The 15,836-nt window shown below is 62.9% G+C and carries 15 protein-coding genes; 12 read left to right on the forward strand and 3 right to left on the reverse strand.

Going from position 1 to position 15,836, the window contains the following annotated elements; all coding sequences use genetic code 11:
• The first annotated feature begins 391 nt into the window (after positions 1 to 391).
• Complete coding sequence (locus E8M79_RS14520) at positions 392 to 1,363, forward strand: winged helix-turn-helix domain-containing protein (protein ID WP_137152580.1); 972 nt, start codon at positions 392 to 394, stop codon at positions 1,361 to 1,363.
• Complete coding sequence (locus tag E8M79_RS14525) at positions 1,335 to 2,801, forward strand: hypothetical protein (protein ID WP_137152581.1); 1,467 nt, start codon at positions 1,335 to 1,337, stop codon at positions 2,799 to 2,801. Before E8M79_RS14520 ends, E8M79_RS14525 begins: the two co-directional genes overlap by 29 nt.
• Before the next feature lie 55 nt (positions 2,802 to 2,856).
• Here E8M79_RS14525 and E8M79_RS18425 read toward each other — a convergent pair whose 3' ends face one another.
• Together E8M79_RS18425 and E8M79_RS14535 are read right to left on the reverse strand one after the other, a co-directional pair.
• Complete coding sequence (locus E8M79_RS18425) at positions 2,857 to 3,435, reverse strand: SH3 domain-containing protein (RefSeq protein ID WP_171015872.1); 579 nt, start codon at positions 3,433 to 3,435, stop codon at positions 2,857 to 2,859.
• 158 nt (positions 3,436 to 3,593) lie between these two features.
• Positions 3,594 to 3,803 carry a hypothetical protein gene (locus E8M79_RS14535; protein ID WP_171015873.1) on the reverse strand — a complete coding sequence of 70 codons (210 nt, stop codon included), beginning with the start codon at positions 3,801 to 3,803 and terminating at the stop codon, positions 3,594 to 3,596.
• A gap of 667 nt (positions 3,804 to 4,470) precedes the next feature.
• Between E8M79_RS14535 and E8M79_RS14540 the strand changes: the two genes are divergently transcribed.
• The 5 genes from E8M79_RS14540 to E8M79_RS14560 all read left to right on the forward strand — a co-directional run bounded on the left by E8M79_RS14540 (position 4,471) and on the right by E8M79_RS14560 (position 7,307).
• Entirely contained in the window at positions 4,471 to 4,860 is a 390-nt protein-coding gene (locus E8M79_RS14540) for a hypothetical protein (RefSeq protein WP_137152583.1), read from the forward strand.
• A 621-nt stretch (positions 4,861 to 5,481) separates the two neighbouring features.
• A complete protein-coding gene (locus tag E8M79_RS14545; RefSeq protein WP_137152584.1) occupies positions 5,482 to 5,793 on the forward strand; it encodes a hypothetical protein in 312 nt (103 codons plus the stop codon).
• Positions 5,794 to 5,841: 48 nt separating this feature from the next.
• A complete protein-coding gene (locus tag E8M79_RS14550; RefSeq protein WP_137152585.1) occupies positions 5,842 to 6,264 on the forward strand; it encodes a hypothetical protein in 423 nt (140 codons plus the stop codon).
• A 176-nt stretch (positions 6,265 to 6,440) separates the two neighbouring features.
• Complete coding sequence (locus E8M79_RS14555; protein WP_137152586.1) at positions 6,441 to 6,947, forward strand: pyridoxamine 5'-phosphate oxidase family protein; 507 nt, start codon at positions 6,441 to 6,443, stop codon at positions 6,945 to 6,947.
• A 63-nt stretch (positions 6,948 to 7,010) separates the two neighbouring features.
• Positions 7,011 to 7,307 (forward strand): SH3 domain-containing protein, encoded by a 297-nt coding sequence (locus E8M79_RS14560; RefSeq protein WP_137152587.1) that lies wholly within the window; start codon positions 7,011 to 7,013, stop codon positions 7,305 to 7,307.
• Between the two features lie 11 nt (positions 7,308 to 7,318).
• Here E8M79_RS14560 and E8M79_RS14565 read toward each other — a convergent pair whose 3' ends face one another.
• Positions 7,319 to 7,777 carry an Lrp/AsnC family transcriptional regulator gene (locus E8M79_RS14565; protein WP_137153393.1) on the reverse strand — a complete coding sequence of 153 codons (459 nt, stop codon included), beginning with the start codon at positions 7,775 to 7,777 and terminating at the stop codon, positions 7,319 to 7,321.
• 130 nt (positions 7,778 to 7,907) lie between these two features.
• Here E8M79_RS14565 and E8M79_RS14570 point away from each other — a divergent pair, with 130 nt between their 5' ends.
• The 5 genes from E8M79_RS14570 (at position 7,908) to E8M79_RS14590 (ending at position 15,836) form a co-directional block, all read left to right on the forward strand.
• Complete coding sequence (locus E8M79_RS14570; RefSeq protein ID WP_248305005.1) at positions 7,908 to 10,268, forward strand: transketolase; 2,361 nt, start codon at positions 7,908 to 7,910, stop codon at positions 10,266 to 10,268.
• A 236-nt stretch (positions 10,269 to 10,504) separates the two neighbouring features.
• On the forward strand, positions 10,505 to 12,109 hold the full coding sequence (locus E8M79_RS14575) for a peptide ABC transporter substrate-binding protein (protein WP_171015874.1): 1,605 nt from the start codon (positions 10,505 to 10,507) through the stop codon (positions 12,107 to 12,109).
• 70 nt (positions 12,110 to 12,179) lie between these two features.
• Positions 12,180 to 13,937, forward strand: coding sequence for an ABC transporter ATP-binding protein (locus tag E8M79_RS14580; protein ID WP_137152589.1), 1,758 nt, complete (start codon positions 12,180 to 12,182; stop codon positions 13,935 to 13,937).
• Positions 13,938 to 14,007: 70 nt separating this feature from the next.
• Positions 14,008 to 14,937, forward strand: coding sequence for an ABC transporter permease (locus E8M79_RS14585; protein WP_137152590.1), 930 nt, complete (start codon positions 14,008 to 14,010; stop codon positions 14,935 to 14,937).
• A complete protein-coding gene (locus E8M79_RS14590) occupies positions 14,934 to 15,836 on the forward strand; it encodes an ABC transporter permease (protein WP_137152591.1) in 903 nt (300 codons plus the stop codon). Before E8M79_RS14585 ends, E8M79_RS14590 begins: the two co-directional genes overlap by 4 nt.

The raw sequence follows: 15,836 nt of genomic DNA on the forward strand, positions 1-15,836 counted from the left end.
GCGTAGGGCAGGCACACTGTGGGATGAGTTCAAACGGCCGCGGGTTATGGAATTAGGTACTTGGTCGGAAGGCGTGAGCCAATCACGTGGCAGATACCTGCAATTTCTTCAAATCCATGCCGTTTTCATCTGCCACAATACTCTCAATTGGCTCTTGAGTCGGATGGTGCTATGTCAAATTCTACGCAGACGATGAGCTTCGTATACCTCAATCACCGAGGTGAGGTCGGCGTGCGGCATGTACGACCAATTCGAATGGAATATCGAGCGTCTGACTGGCACCCCAAAGAGCAGTGGCTGCTAGTCGCGTATGACTTAGAAAAGCAAGGCGAACGAGATTTCGCCATGTCAGAAATATTACGGTTCGTTGCCAACGAATAAGACAAAGATTATGAATTCGTATCTAGATATTGCAGAACGAATTCTGGAGGCTGAGCGCAAGCCGCTTAGTGCCCGACAAATTTTGGCTAAAGCGCACGCGACAAAGGCAGTGCCTCGGCATCTGCACGGCGCCACACAGTACAAAACAATGCAGGCTCGCCTAAGTGAAGATATACTCTCAAAGCGCGATCATAGCGCCTTCTTTAGGCCGAAGCCGGGGACTTTTTTTCTCCGAAAATTTCTCGACGATGAAACGATTAGTGAAGAATACCGTCGTCCAATTGCTGCGCGTCGTCGCATTCGCGACTTGCTACTTGGACCGGCGCTGTCGGTTGCAAAATCAGCGGTGGGTGATGTGTTTGCACATACCGACGCCGTACTACCAAAAACAATATGCGGGGAACTGCATGATCGAGCATTCGCATATATAGACCCCAAAAACGTTCCTGATGACCGACTTTTGATATGGGCGGTCTGCGTGGTCGTACGCGGCCATGACATCCTGACCTACCGAGCGGGAAAGTACCGTGATGACCGCGATGCGTTTGCAAGGAAGCAAACATTTGCGTTCTCGTCGCTGGTTCAAGAGAACGCAAGATCGCTATTTGACGAAGATAGCCTAGGCATCAGAGAGACGGCGCTAAAATCCGTGGTAATGGACCTAGATATTCCGCTGAGATCGGAGATCTCAAATGATAGCGAGATCCCCTGTGAATTAATGACTTTTATGAGGGGAACCCATCCAGCATTCTTTAATTCAATCATAGGTGTGGTAGTTGTCGAGTGTCCCCAGTGGTTCGAACCTACAACGAGGCGATTGTCCCTGAATGAAGTGCGCTGGGTCAGCTTACTGTCTCCACGAAATAATACTGATGACCTCGACCCGTGGTCGGTGTTGATCTGGAAGCACTTGTCCGGTCATGCATCTCAGAGGCTCACACAGAGGCAGCGAGATGATCTCCCGCACCCTTACAGCGGCTGAATGCAACTACATTAGGCATCAACTTGAGCTAAACGACCCGGTTCAACAAAAGAGAATACTGCAACGACTATGCAGTTTGCATAAGCTTGGATTTCGCATTCCGCCGGCTGCCCGCTATTCTCTAGAAGTATTCATGGCAGGCCTCGTAATGGGCGGAAGCACCAACGCGAAGGTTACCCGATGGTGTCTTAATGCACTTGCACTAATTGGATCGAAAGATTTGGCCGTCGCCGCGGTTCGCTTCGCTATCGAGAAATTTGTCGCCGATCCAGACATCTTTGGCTCAGCGATATCTGCAATTGTTCGACTAGATCCCGAGCAATTTGCGCACATTGCCACCTCGGATCGCTACCCCCGTGAGCTAGTGCTACTAGGCGGACTTCGCACGGCCGGCCCGCAGGAGTTGGACACCAGCCAACTGTCGATTAATATCGATACGGCAGACCCTCAAATACTAAAGCTCGCACTCCTGACTGTGGGGCTAGATCGAGCACCAGAGCACATCTTTGACCCACGTCATGCAAACCCAGCAATTGTGAAGGCCCTTGGGGGGCATCAAGACCCAGTTGTTTCACAGTATTCCGTTTGGGCAATATCAGAAAACAACAAGCTTGGTGTGGACGATCTTGGCATCGCAACGGGCGATATGGAATCATTGCCAGAAAATGTACGGGGCTGGATATACAGGTTGTTCGCGGCCGCCCCAGAACTGAGTACGAGACGGCATGACCTTATATTCCAAGGCTCGATAGACCCAAATAGTGAAGTTAGGCTTGCCTTAGCAACAGGTCTGCGCGACAGCTTCTACGACGGTTTGGAAGAGGTTACATTTGACTGGTTTGACGTTGAGGCAGAGAAAGATGTGCGTGACGCACTAATTGACCACATGGTGCGCCAAGCAGAACAGTTCCCTGGATACCAGCCTATTGTGACGACCCTGTATGCTGCGGAGTCACCTGGGTCGCCCGCGCGTCACCGAATGGATGCGGCGGCGGCTCGTACTTCAATGTACTCACGATTCCAAGAGATTGTTCAGGAAACGGGGGCACCACTTTTCAGCGACCTAAAAGGAGCAACTATTGTAATGGGCGACAATTTTTCGACGGGAAACATTCAAGGCGGCTCTGTCTCTCTAAAGGGAGATGCCTCCAATAATGGCGACGTGAGCAATTTCCTTTCTGAGGCAGGAACGCAGGATGCCCTTCGAATCCTCGAAGAACTTGGGCCCGTACTTGCTTCGCTCCCTTTGAAGGAGGAAACAAAGGCGCCAACGAGGCAAGCGATTACCGAGGCCAAGAGCAACCCCACCAAGGAACGGTTAAACTCAGTCAGGGCAGCGCTAAAGGGTCTTGAGGAATCGCTAGGTTCAGTTGCTGGCGGGGCCGCGCACATCGCAGCTATAGCCGGCTATTTTGCGCTCATCGCAGGCCTAGCATAGCTCTCGAGGGGCGAGGCACCAATCAAGTGTGACTGGACCAGCAATACATAGCCAGCTACCGACAAATCGCCTCACACGGCACCCCGTCACTATCGCTGTCCAACAGCGCGCCCCAGCTGCAGTTCGCCAGGTACCAGCGCGCCTCCGCGCAGGTGCCGATCCGCGTGCAATATTGCCGGCGCGGACAGGACGCATCATTGCCGCGCTGGGCCACCGGCTGGCGCGACTGGGCTTGCGCCGGGGCGGTATAGACAGCGGCCGGGCGCTGCGGCGCAATGGGTGCAGACACCACCGGATCGGCGCCCAGATAGTCGGCGCTCACCCAGCCCACCAGGCCATCAATCGATACATTGACCCAGCCACCGCGCCGTTCGCCGACGCGCACCACGCTATTGCGCGATAGACTGCGGAGCACACGTGCCGAGGTGGACGGCCCCTCGCGCAGATTGAGACTATTGGCGGTGACATAGAGGCTCGCCTCGAACCCCGGCACCGCCGCGACATTGGCCGGCACCACACCCGCCCCGCCCGCCGGATCGACAGCGGCCCGCCCGGGCGTATCGGTCCCGCCGATGATATTGCCCAGCGCCGCCAGCGCCATGATGCCGAAAACAAACCAGTATCGCTTGCGCATCGCTCCCCCATGCAAACATCGCCGAGAAGTCCCTGTCGCACAAGCATTTTGAGCTGCGCCGCGCCCCCAAACCCGGCACCGCACAGATCAACGCAGCAGCAATCTCCAGGCCTTCAATTCAGCCTTGGCGCGTCCCGAACTATGCCGGCCAGACACCCTCACCCCGTATGACACGCCGGCGAACACGTCGCGCAACCATTGCTCTGCCAGTGCCGCCGCTTGGCCGCCGCCACCGCGTCCCGACAGTGGCTGAACTCGCCCAAATACGTCGTGTCCCGCGCCTGGTTCAACCAATAGCAGCCCGCCTTGTGCACCTCATGGTCGCCATTGGGCTGCGCCGTGTTGTTGACATAGTAGCTGTCGGCCATCGCATCCTCCTGCTGAAAGCCATGAGCCAAGCAGAACGGCGCCAGAGTCGGAGCCGCAGGACTGCGTAGGGATCACCCCGCACACCCCGCTGCCCGCGCCGCCCACAGCCCGCCGGCCTCCGCCCCCTATGCCCCGCGCCCCCCTCACGCCTCACGCCCCGCCTCCCCACAAAACCCCTCCCCCGCCCTCCCGCCTCCCCCTCCCAGCCGATGCCCCTCGTTTTGCAAATCGGTCCTATTTGCATCTGATAGGCGCACGGCACCCGCCCATATCGTCCCGCCTCACCCCCGGCCCCTCGCACCCGAAATGCATCCCACACGCCGCGGCCACCCCACGCCCGGTATCCCTGCCCCCCAAGGTCTCCCCGTCGCCCTCGACACCCGATGCCTCTGGCACCCGAAACGCACCACCCGCCCCGCGCGCCCTCCCTCCCCCTCAGCGCCCCGCCTCCCCAAAGCTCCCCCCGCCCCCCCAAGCGAAAGCACCTCCCCCTCCCCAGCCGATGCCCCTCGTTTTACAAATCGGTCCTATTTGCAAACTAACACCGCACGACGCCCACTCCCGCGATCACGCCCGCGCCCCCAGCGCCGCGCTCCCCTCCCTTTCCAAAAACACTTATCCCCCGCGCCCCTGCTGCGCGCATGCTGGGGGCGAAAGGAGACCGCGATGGTCGAGATCATTTCATTTCTCAAAGTCATCGAGCATGACCGGCTCAGGGCGCGGCTGGGCGTTTTGCGCCGGCGGCTGGGCCCGACGGGCAGCCAAGGCAGCGGCCCGGTCGCCAGCCCCACGCTGGTTGCGGCCGCCGCAACCCTCTTGGCCGACATCTATCGCCTGATTTCGCGCGAACCGGGCGCGCGCACCCTGCCCCGGCTCGATCCGCGCCAGGCCGTGACGCATCAGCAGCTCGCCGGCATGCTGGCCGATGCCGATCTCAAGCTCGCGCTGTTCCAGGACGCCCATAGCGACCACGATGGCGACACGGGCGATGACTGGCTCACCATCGAGGGCATCGAGGCCTTGTGTGAGGACAGGGAAAGTTATCCCCGCCCCTGACGCCGGGCGCATACTGGGCCCATCCCCGCCATGCACGCGGTGCCGACGAAGCATCGGGCGGGGAGACTGGCTGCATGGGGTCGCCCAGGCCGATGCGTGTATGCTGACCACCGGCCTCGCGCCGGCCCGCAGGGCAGATGTCTCCCCAGGGGAGAGATTGCGGCTGGAAACCATGGGGGCGCGGCCCGCATGGCAGGCCCCCTCGCGGCGCAGACGCGATAGCACCCGAAAGGGCGGCCGCTCGATGCGTGCGCAGGAATACCAGCTCGTGTGAAGCGGCTTTCGCCTCTTCAACAATCAATCAGGCGGCACAAGCCGTCCGGGGCGAAAGCCGCTTTACATCGTGTACGCTGCGATGCGCAGCATCGTCGGCGCCGCAACGCCCAGCGTTGTCGGCGCTGCGATGCATTGCATTGTCTGCAGGGCGCCCAGCGCATTGCTTTGCGCATGCAAAGCAATGTCGCGGTCCGGCGCCGAGATCCCCCCATAACCCCGCCCAATCGAACCCATAAAAACCCTTCGTTGGACGCCCCCACCACCCCGCGCCACACTGATCGGCATGACAACGCCTACGCCAAACACCGCATTGCCGCCGTGCGCCGCCCGCGCCAGGCTGGCCGCATGACCAAGCCACTCCCCTCCGCCCCCGCGCCGCACAATCACAATGGCGGCCCGCCGCTCGATGATCCCGACGAGTATGTGCCGCCCTGGGGCCGCAACGGCATTGGCCGCTATTTCGAATGGGCCGCCGCCAAGAAACGCGCCTTCGATGCCCCCATGGACATTGCAAAACTCCGCGCCCGCCGCGCCGCCATGATCGGGCTCACCTATGAGGAATACACGCTCGAAATCCTCGAACGCGGCCGCTATCTCAACGCCGGGGACAGCCAGCGCATCGCCGAGATCATCGCCCGCCGCGCCGTGCGCTACTGAGGCCGGCCAACCCACTCCGTGCTAATCCAAGACGAGCCCGGAGCCGCCATGCGCCTGATTCGTCCCGCCCTGCTGATCGCCCTGCCGCTGCTGGCTGCCGCCGGCCCGGCGCTGGCCGCGCGCACCGCCACCGCGCTGGGCGAGGCCCCGATCCATGATCGCCCCGCGGCCGATGCCGCCGTCATCAGCACCCTGCCCGCCGGCGTCACTGTCACCCTCGAGCAATGCACCAGCGACGTCAGCGCTGCGCCTTTTGGCGCAGTCGCGTCCAGCCCCGGGGCCACCGCCGCGCTGACGCCGCCGCCGCCCGGCGCCTTCTGCCTGCTGCGCGGACTGGGCTGGGTCGATGCCAAAAGCCTGGGCAATATCTCCGCCGATCCCGCAGCGCTGCTGGATGGCGATAGCCTGTTCGATCCCCTCAAGACGCCCAAGCCGAGCTGGGACGATCTCTCCACCGACGACAGCCAATAGCCTGCCCCATCGGCAACACGCCTGCGCCCCATTGTCGCCGCCCCGCTCTGGTTGAATGACGTCATTCATCCGGCGACGCCGCCCCGCGCAGCCTTTTGCCAGGCCGCCCTGTGCGCCCTGTCCGCGCCGTCTGCGGCCCGCCCTTTTGCCCATCCAGCCCTTTTGAGGAGACCGCCATGGTCAAGCCGCATCATTCGACCGATCTCACCCCTGCCGAAGTCCAGGACCGCATCTGGGAACTCGCCAAAAAGATCGACATCTGCATGTTCACCACCTGGGATGGCGAGCGCCAGCGCAGCCGTCCGCTCTCGGCCCGCGTCTTCCGCAATGAGCACGCCATCTATTTCCTGGTCGATGAAGCGGGCCACAAGAACGAGCAGGTCGAGGCCTTCCCCTTTGTCTCGCTGGCCTTTGTCGATAGCGCCGGCCACAAATATGCGGTGATCTCCGGCCGCGCCAAGCTCAGCAATGATCGCGCCAGGATTGCCGATCTGTGGAGCGATTGGGACAAGGCCTGGTGGGCCGATGCCAGCGATCCCGCCATTCGCCTGCTCACCATCACGCCCGAGGATGGCGAGCTGTGGGACAGCCCCAATGTGCTGGTGTCCACCGCCAAGATGGCCTTTGCCGCCGTCACCGGCCAGACGCCCGATATGGGCGACAATGCCAAGGTCAAGCTCTAGCCAGTGCCTTGCCGCAGCCCTCGGGCTGCGGCAGTCTCCCGGCGCCGCCAACCGGATTCGATCATGTTCAAGCCCGCTGCCCTCAGCCTCGCCCTTGCCCTGTCTCTGCTCGCCGCCGCGCCCGCGTTGGCGGAGTCCACAGCCCGCGTCAAAGGCGGCGATATCCCCGTCTATGCTGGCCCGGGCTATAATTACGCCACCATCGGCAATTTGCCCGACGGCACGGAGGTAACTTTGGAATATTGCACGCGCAATGGCGTCTGGTGCCAGGTCACCGATACCGGCTGGGTGCTGGCCTCCTATCTGGTCGGCGCCGCCGCCAAGCTCGAAGTCACCCCGCCCACCTTCCAGGGCTGGTAGCCCCCTCCCCCCTAGAGGGGCAGCACCCGCGAATATTTCACCTGCCCCAGCGAGAAGCTGCTCTCGATTGAGGCCACCCCCGCCACCTGGGTCAGCTTGCTGCGCAAGAACTGCTCATAGGCCGCCAGATCGGCGCAGACCACGCGCAGCAGAAAATCGAATTGCCCGGTCATCAGGTAACATTCCATCACCTCCGGCCAGCGCGCGATGGCGGCGCCAAAGGCGTCCAGCTCCTGCGCCCGCTGCCGCTCCAGCTTGATCTGCACAAACACCGACACCGGCAGGCCAACGGCCTTCTGGTCCACTGTGGCGCTATAGCCGGCAATTATCCCCGCCTCTTCCATCTGGCGTATCCTGCGCAGGCAGGGCGAGGCCGATAGCCCCACCCGGTCGGCCAGCGCCTGGATGGTCATCCGCCCATCCGCCTGCAGCGCCGCAAGGATGCGCCGGTCAATCGGGCTGAGCGCCATCACGGTGGTTTCTGCCAATTTTGCCGCTCCATCTGCGCGTTTCCTGCGCACGCATCGGGTTTTTGGCACAGAATAGGCAAGAACCACCGCTTGGCAAGGCGCAATGTCAGACAACTGCAGGGAGGGCTCAATGGACCGGACGACCACCATCGCGGCGCTGACGCGCAAGGCGCTCTGGCTTTCCAATTGGATGATCCACCACGCCAACCACATCCGGCCCAATACCGATGGCGTCAAAGTCGGTGGTCACCAGGCCAGCTCCGCCTCCATAGCCGCCATCATGGCCGCGCTCTATTTCGGCGTGCTGCGGCCGCAGGATCGTGTCGCGGTCAAGCCGCATGCCGCCCCGGTGTTCCACGCCATCCAATATCTGTTCGGCAAGCAGAGCCTCGACAAGCTCGAGAACTTCCGCGCCTTCGGCGGCGCCCAGTCCTATCCCAGCCGCACCAAGGACACCGATGACGTCGACATCTCCACTGGCTCGGTGGGTCTGGGCGTCGCCTTCACCGCCTTTGCCAGCCTCATTCAGGACTATGTCCGCGCCAAGCCCTGGGCCGACAAATCCAGCCCCGAGGGCCGCATGGTCGCCTTGGTCGGCGACGCCGAGCTCGACGAAGGCAATATCTATGAATGCCTGCTCGAAGGCTGGAAGCATGGCCTGCGCAACACCTGGTGGATCATCGACTACAATCGCCAGAGCCTCGATGGCGTCGTCCGCGAAGGCCTCTATGATCGCATCGAGGCCATTTTCCGCGCCTTCGACTGGCAGGTGGTCACCCTCAAATATGGCGCCCTGCAGCGCGCCGCCTTTGCCGAGCCGGGCGGCGAACGCCTCAAGGCCTGGATCGATGCCGCCCCCAATGCCATCTATTCGGCGCTGATGTTCCGCGGCGGCGCCGCCTGGCGCGAGCGCCTCAATGACGAGATCGGCGATCAGGGCGATGTCACAGCCCTTCTCGCCCGCCGCAGCGATGCCGAGCTGGCCGAGCTGATGGCCAATCTGGGCGGCCATTGCACGCAGTCCCTGCTCGAACAGTTCGAGGCCGCCGGCAGCGATCGCCCCACCGTCTTTATCGCCTACACCGTCAAGGGCTGGGCCACGCCGCTGGCCGGCCACAAGGACAATCACGCCGGTCAGATGACCACGGCCCAGATCGATAGCCTGCGCCAGTCGATGAACGTGCGCCCCGGCCACGAGTGGGACAAGTTCGAGGGCCTCGCCAATCCCGCCGACGTCGAGCGCTTCCTCGCCGCCGTCCCCTTCAACACCTCAGCGAGCCGCCGCCTCACCTCGCCCGCCGTCGCCACCATCGGTCCGCAGTTCGTCGGCACCGGGGCCACCTCGACCCAGACCGCCTTCGGCAAGATCCTCGACGCCATCGCCAAGACCGACAGCGATCTCGCGCGCCGCATCATCACCACCTCGCCCGACGTCACCGTCTCGACCAATCTGGGCACCTGGGTCAATCGGCGCAATCTCTACGCCAAGCGCGACATGGTCGATGTGTTCCAAAAGGAATCCATCCCCAGCGCGCAGAAGTGGCGCTTCACCCCCGAGGGGCAACATCTTGAACTCGGCATTGCCGAGATGAACCTCTTCCTCGCCCTGGGTGCCGCCGGCCTGAGCCATTCCCTGTTTGGCGAGCGCCTGCTGCCCATCGGCACGCTCTATGATCCTTTCATTTCGCGCGGGCTCGATGCGCTCAACTATGCCTGCTATCAGGATGCGCGGTTCCTCTTGGTCGCCACGCCCTCGGGCGTTTCGCTGGCCGGCGAAGGCGGCGCCCACCAGTCCATCGCCTCCCCGTTGATCGGCCTGTCGCAGGATGGCCTCGCCAGCTTCGAGCCCGCCTTTGCCGATGAGCTGTCCATCATCATGGATTGGGCCTTCGACTATATGCAGCGCTCCGGCGACGCCCGGCCCGATCTCGCCGATTGGCCGCGCGACGTCACCGGCGGCTCGGTCTATCTGCGGCTGTCCACCCGCACCATCGAGCAACCGCCGCGCACCCCCGACGCCGCTCTCACCGACAGCATCATCCGCGGCGCCTATTGGCTCAATCCCCCCACCCCGCAATGCGAGGTGGTCATTGCCTATCAGGGCGTGCTGGCCAGCGAAGCCATCGCTGCTGCCGCCGCCATCGGTGGCGACCGGCGCAATGTCGCCGTGCTCGCCATCACCTCGGCCGATCGCCTCAACGCCGGCTGGCATGGCGCCCAGCGTGCACGCCTGCATGGCGACGCCGATGCCCGCAGCCATATCGAAACCCTGCTGGGCGCCGTCCCCCATCGCGCCGGCCTCGTCACCGCCATCGATGCCCATCCCGCCACCCTGGGCTGGCTGGGCAGCGTGCTCGGCCACCGCACCATCACCCTGGGCGTCGAGCACTTCGGCCAGACCGGCACCGTCAACGATCTCTACGCCCATTTCGGCATCGACGCGGCGGCTATTGCCACCGCCGCGCGCAGCCTCATGCCGGGGCGGTTCTGACCCCGGCCTGCCCAGTTTCTAGCCTTCAGCCAACCCGGCACACATATTGTGCACTTAACCCACGGAGCGCCTTGCCAACCCGGAACGTATTTGTCAGACATATGTCATTGGGCAGATTTCGAGGGAAGTCAGCTGTCGATCGCAGCATGCGTGCTGCGCAAGAACGACCGGTCGCCGCTGGCGGCCGCGAGATGCGGGAACGTCCAATACCTGGCTCTGCAAGGAGGGAGTCGAACATGAAGGCATTCAACACATTCGTCGGGGCGCTGGCAGTCGCAACAGCGCTGACCATTCCGGCGCTGGCCCAGACCACCATCGTGGCCCCTGGCTCGTCCACCACCGGCACCTATATGGACTATATGAAGACGGTCTATGACCGTGCCACCTTTGCCGAACTCCTGCAGGTGCCGATTGCCACCTTCGACAAGGAATTCGAGCTCACCCCCATGGCGGCCGAAAGCTGGTCTCAGTCCGCAGACGGCCTGACCTGGACCTTCAAGCTGCGTCCGGGCCTGGTCTGGTCCGATGGCGAGCCGCTGACGGCAACCGACTATGTCTTTGCCCTGCAGCGCGCCGCCACCGGCGGCTATGACTTCGCCTGGTATTGGGATTTTGCCGGCGGCATCAAGGGCTGGAAGGAAGTCACCGAAGGCACGGCCGACGTCTCGACCCTGGGCCTCAAGGCCGTTGATGATCTCACCATCGAAGTCACCACCGTCGCGCCCAAGCCCTATCTGCCCTCCGTCACCAGCCTCTGGTACCCCGTGCCCAAGCATGTGGTCGACAAGCTCGGCGACGACTGGGCGCTCAATGTCGACACCGTTGTCACCTCCGGCCCCTTTGATCTGGAAAGCTGGGAGAAGTCCAACAACGCGGTCGTGCTGACCAAGTCGGACACCTACACCGGTCCCTGGCAGGCCCAGATCGACCGTCTCGAGGTTGATCCGAGCCTCGGCGCGCCCGAAGTCGGCCTGCCCGCCTTCCTGGCTGGCGATGCAGACTATTCCTTCCTCAACACCGGCCAGGTGCCGGTCGCGACCCAGCGCTATCCCGATGGCATCCGCAAGAACGCCGTCTTTGCCACCTCCTACATCTCCTACGATCTGGATTCGGCGCCCTTCAACGACGTCAATGTCCGTCGTGCCTTCTACTACGCCGTCAATCGCGCCGAGCTGACCTCAACGGTCCTCAAGGACATCGCCATCCCGGCCGGTTCCATCCTGCCGCCCGGCTATCCTGGCTACAATCCGGACATCGCTGCCGAAGCCGTCTTCGATCCGGAAAAGGCCAAGCAGTTCATGGCCGACGCCGGCTTCCCCAATGGCGAAGGCTTCCCGGAGATCGAGATCTGGTATCGTGAGGAAGGCGGCTACAACGGCGCCATCGTCCCGCCCATGGCCCAGTATCTCCAGGCCCAGTTCAAGGATGTCCTGGGCATCACCATGAACATCCGCGTCCTGCCCGGTGCAGATTGGATGGATGGCCTGCGCAACAAGAAGAACAACATCTTCATCGCGCCCTATGAGTACGACTATCTCGATCCGTCCAATTTCTACGGCATCTTCTTCAATGGCGGCCGCCACGGCTACCATATCGCTGAATATGATGCCCTGGTCGCCAAGGCGGACTCCGAGAGCGATTGGGACACGCGCTACAAGCTCTATGCTGAAGCCGAGCAGATCATGATCGACCAGGGCCTGATCGTGCCGCTGGTGCATCCGATCACCATCGCCGTCATCTCCGACACACTCGGTGGCGATGCCTCGACGCCCAACAAGCTGGGCTTCACCTCGCTCGATCGCCTGGGTCACTACTTCTTCACCCACCTGACCAAGCAGTAATCCCTTTCGAGCCAAGCGCTCCCTGGCACCCCAAGGCCAGGGAGCGCCCATTCCACCACAGGGCCAGTTCATGCCACTTGTCGAGATCGAAGACCTCAAGGTCAGTTTCAGCCAGTATGGCGGCCAGGTCGACGCAGTCCGTGGCGTCAGCTTCACGGTCAACGAAGGCGAAAGCCTGGGCATTGTCGGCGAATCCGGCTCCGGCAAATCGGTCAGCTGCAGCGCCCTGCTGCGCCTCCTGCCCGCCACCGCCCGCATCTCCGCCAAGGCCATCCGCCTCGACGGCATCGATGTGCTCAAGGCCAATAAGGACGATCTGGTGCGCCTGCGGGGCCGCGCCGCCGCCATGATCTTTCAGGATCCCATGACGGCCTTCGATCCGGTCTTCACCATCGGCCACCAGATTGTCGAAACCATCCAGGCCCATCGCCCGCTGAACAAGCGCGATGCCCTGGCCGAAGCCGAGCAGCTCCTGCTGCGCGTCGAGATCAAGAACGCGCGCGACGTGCTGGGCTACTACCCCCATCAATTGTCCGGCGGCATGCTGCAGCGCGCCATGATCGCCATGGCCCTCTCCTGCCGCCCCAAGGTGCTGATCGCCGACGAGCCCACCACCGCGCTCGACGTCACCATCCAGGCCCAGATCCTGCAGCTGATCAAGAAAGTGCAGGCCGAGTTCGGCATGGCCCTGATCATGATCACCCATGATCTGGGCGTCATCGCCGAAACCGTTGACCGCGTGCTGGTCATGTATGGCGGCGAGGTCATGGAACAGGGCCCCGTGCAGCAGATCTTTGATGCCCCCCAGCACGATTATACCAAGGCCCTGCTGGCCAGCCTCAAGACCGGCTTTGACCCCTCCGCCGATGAAGACCGCACCGCCACTCCGGCGCTCGAGCTGCGCGGTCTCTCCAAGACCTATCGCGTCGGCCGCCGCGCGGGCCTGTTCACCAATCACAGCGAATTCCATGCCGTCCGCCCGGTCGATCTCGTCGTGCCGCGCAATCGCATTGTCGGCCTCGTCGGCGAATCCGGTTCGGGCAAGACCACCACCGGCATGATGGCCATGCGCCTGACCGAACCCAGCGGCGGCCAGATCCTGGTCAATGGCACCGACATCTCCACCATGGGCCCGGCCGAGCTCAAATCCTTCCGCCGCTCCATGCAGATCGTCTTTCAGGACAGCTATTCCGCGCTCGATCCCATGATGACGCTGAGCCAGATCATCGCCGAGCCGCTGCATATCCATGGCATCGGCACAGCCCGCGAGCAGACCGAAATCGCGCTCGACTGGCTCGAACGCGTCGGCCTGCCGCGCAATTTCGGCGGCCGCTATGCCCATGAGCTCTCGGGCGGCCAGCGCCAGCGCGTCGCCATTGCCCGCGCCCTGATCCTGGGCCCCACCGTTCTGGTGGCCGATGAACCCACCTCAGCGCTCGACGTCACCGTCAAGGCCCAGATCATTGGCCTGCTCAAGCAACTCCAGGCTGAAATGGGCCTTTCCATGCTCTTCATCAGCCATGACCTCTCCACGGTCAAATCGCTCACCGATACCGTGGTGGTCATGTATCGCGGCCGCGTCGTCGAACAGGCGCCCACCGAGGCCATCTTCTCCGATCCACAGCACCCCTATACCCGCGCTTTGCTTGATGCCATTCCGGCCGACAACCCGGCCAAGCGCCGCGCCCGCACCTTCCTCTCCGCCGACGAGCTGGCCGCCGCCACCCCGCGCTACACCACCATCCAGACCGGGCTTGCCCCCAATGCCACGCCTCAGCTGATCACCATCGCGCCCGACCACCGCGTCGAAGCGATCGTGACGACATGAGGGCGATCATCATGCAGCATCCGAACTTGGCCCTGATGCCGGCATTGGCCCCCATGCCAGGAGACACCCCATGCTGAGCTTCATCCTCCGTCGCCTGGTCTCGGTCGCCGCCACTTTCATCATCGTCTCGCTCATCATCTTCTTCATGATGCATTCCATCCCCGGCGGGCCCTTCGATGCCAATGACATGCCGGTCTCGGAAGCCGTGCGCGCCAAGCTGATGGCCAATCTCGGCCTCGATCAGCCGCTCTATGTCCAATATTTCCGCTACATGTGGGGCGTGCTGCATTTCGATTTCGGCGTGCCCTATCAGAGCCCCGGCGAAACCGTCACCCAGCTGCTCTCCCGCGCCTGGGTGCCCAGCCTGGTGCTCGGCGGTCTGGGCGTGCTCATCGGCGCCCCGCTCGGCATCCTCTTGGGCATGGCCGCCGCGCTCAACCGCAACTCCTGGATCGACTATCTCGCCTCGACCCTGGCGACGCTGGGCCTCACCATTCCGGTCTTTGTCACTTCCATGCTGCTCATCCTGGTCTTTGCCGTCTGGCTCAACTGGCTGCCGGCCAGCGGCTGGGGCAAGCCCGAGCGCTGGATCCTGCCCATCACCGCCTATGCGCTGATTCCGCTGGCCACCTATGCCCGCTACACCCGCTCGGCCATGCTCGACACGCTCAACCGCCCCTTCGTCACCGTGCTGCGCGCCAAGGGTCTCACCGAGCGCCGCATTGTCTTCCAGCATGTGCTGCGCAACTCGGCCATTCCGCTGGTCACGGTCTTTCTGCCCATGTTCATCGGCACAGCCACCGGCTCGATCTTTGTCGAAGCCATGTTCCGCGTGCCAGGCCTGGGCGCCTATTTCGTCTCCTCCATCGAGACGCGCGACTACCCGCTCGAAATGGCGCTGATGCTGATGATCACCTTCATGTACTGCATCGCCTATCTGCTCAGCGACATCGTTTATGCTCTGATCAATCCCCGGATCCGCGTGGGAGGCGGCCAATGACCACGCCCGATATCGCCCCCGTCGCGCCCACCGCGCCCCAGGCCTATCGCCAGCGCAGCCCGATGTGGTTTGCCTGGCAGCGCTTCTCGGGCAACAAGGCTGCCATTGCCGCCGGCGTCGTGCTGGCCATTCTGATCCTGATGGCCATCTTTGCTCCGCTCATCACGCCCGTGCCGCCCGAGGCTCAGCTCTTCCTCACCGAGTCGCTGGCCTTCCCCTCGTCGCAGCATTGGTTCGGCATCGATAGCCTGGGCCGCGATTTCTACACCCGCATCGTCTATGGCGCCCGCATCTCGCTCAGCATCGGCTTTGCCGCAGCGCTGTTCAGCGTGCTCATCGGCATCCCGCTGGGCGCGCTGGCCGGCTATTATGGCGGCAAGGTCGATTGGATCATCATGCGCATCATCGAGCTCTTCTCGGTGGTGCCGCCCCTGCTGGCCGCCATGCTGCTGGGCGCCGTCACCCGCGGTGGCTATTTCACCATCATTCTCATCGCCGCGCTCTTTGGCTGGGTCCAGGTGTGCCTGCTCGTCCGCGCCCAGGTGAAGGCCTTCCGCGAAAAGGAATTCGTGCGCGCCGCCCATGCCCTGGGCGCCTCGCCCTGGTATGTCATCCGCCGCCATCTGATCCCCAATTCCATCAGCCCCATCATCGTCGGCTTCGTGCTGGCCATTCCCCTGGCCATGATGCTCGAGGCCAGCCTGAGCTTTCTGGGTATCGGCGTGCCCCCGCCCACGCCCACCTGGGGCCAGATGATCAATGAGGGCATCGACTTCATGTTCTTCTACTGGCATCTGGCGGTGTTCCCCACCGCCGCTCTTGCCATCACCGTGCTGGCCACCACACTGTTTGGCGATGGCCTGCGCGATGCCCTCGATCCGACCCTGAAAGGCCGCTGA

The sequence above is a fragment of the Devosia sp. FKR38 genome, from assembly GCF_005222805.1.
Lineage (GTDB): Bacteria > Pseudomonadota > Alphaproteobacteria > Rhizobiales > Devosiaceae > Devosia.

Coding starts and splice junctions, on each gene's coding strand:
- E8M79_RS14520 (WP_137152580.1), top strand. CDS start 392: ATGAATTCGTATCTAGATATTGCAGAACGAATTCTGGAGGCTGAGCGC.
- E8M79_RS14525 (WP_137152581.1), top strand. CDS start 1,335: ATGATCTCCCGCACCCTTACAGCGGCTGAATGCAACTACATTAGGCAT.
- E8M79_RS18425 (WP_171015872.1), bottom strand. CDS start 3,435: ATGCGCAAGCGATACTGGTTTGTTTTCGGCATCATGGCGCTGGCGGCG.
- E8M79_RS14535 (WP_171015873.1), bottom strand. CDS start 3,803: ATGGCCGACAGCTACTATGTCAACAACACGGCGCAGCCCAATGGCGAC.
- E8M79_RS14540 (WP_137152583.1), top strand. CDS start 4,471: ATGGTCGAGATCATTTCATTTCTCAAAGTCATCGAGCATGACCGGCTC.
- E8M79_RS14545 (WP_137152584.1), top strand. CDS start 5,482: ATGACCAAGCCACTCCCCTCCGCCCCCGCGCCGCACAATCACAATGGC.
- E8M79_RS14550 (WP_137152585.1), top strand. CDS start 5,842: ATGCGCCTGATTCGTCCCGCCCTGCTGATCGCCCTGCCGCTGCTGGCT.
- E8M79_RS14555 (WP_137152586.1), top strand. CDS start 6,441: ATGGTCAAGCCGCATCATTCGACCGATCTCACCCCTGCCGAAGTCCAG.
- E8M79_RS14560 (WP_137152587.1), top strand. CDS start 7,011: ATGTTCAAGCCCGCTGCCCTCAGCCTCGCCCTTGCCCTGTCTCTGCTC.
- E8M79_RS14565 (WP_137153393.1), bottom strand. CDS start 7,777: ATGGCGCTCAGCCCGATTGACCGGCGCATCCTTGCGGCGCTGCAGGCG.
- E8M79_RS14570 (WP_248305005.1), top strand. CDS start 7,908: ATGGACCGGACGACCACCATCGCGGCGCTGACGCGCAAGGCGCTCTGG.
- E8M79_RS14575 (WP_171015874.1), top strand. CDS start 10,505: ATGAAGGCATTCAACACATTCGTCGGGGCGCTGGCAGTCGCAACAGCG.
- E8M79_RS14580 (WP_137152589.1), top strand. CDS start 12,180: ATGCCACTTGTCGAGATCGAAGACCTCAAGGTCAGTTTCAGCCAGTAT.
- E8M79_RS14585 (WP_137152590.1), top strand. CDS start 14,008: ATGCTGAGCTTCATCCTCCGTCGCCTGGTCTCGGTCGCCGCCACTTTC.
- E8M79_RS14590 (WP_137152591.1), top strand. CDS start 14,934: ATGACCACGCCCGATATCGCCCCCGTCGCGCCCACCGCGCCCCAGGCC.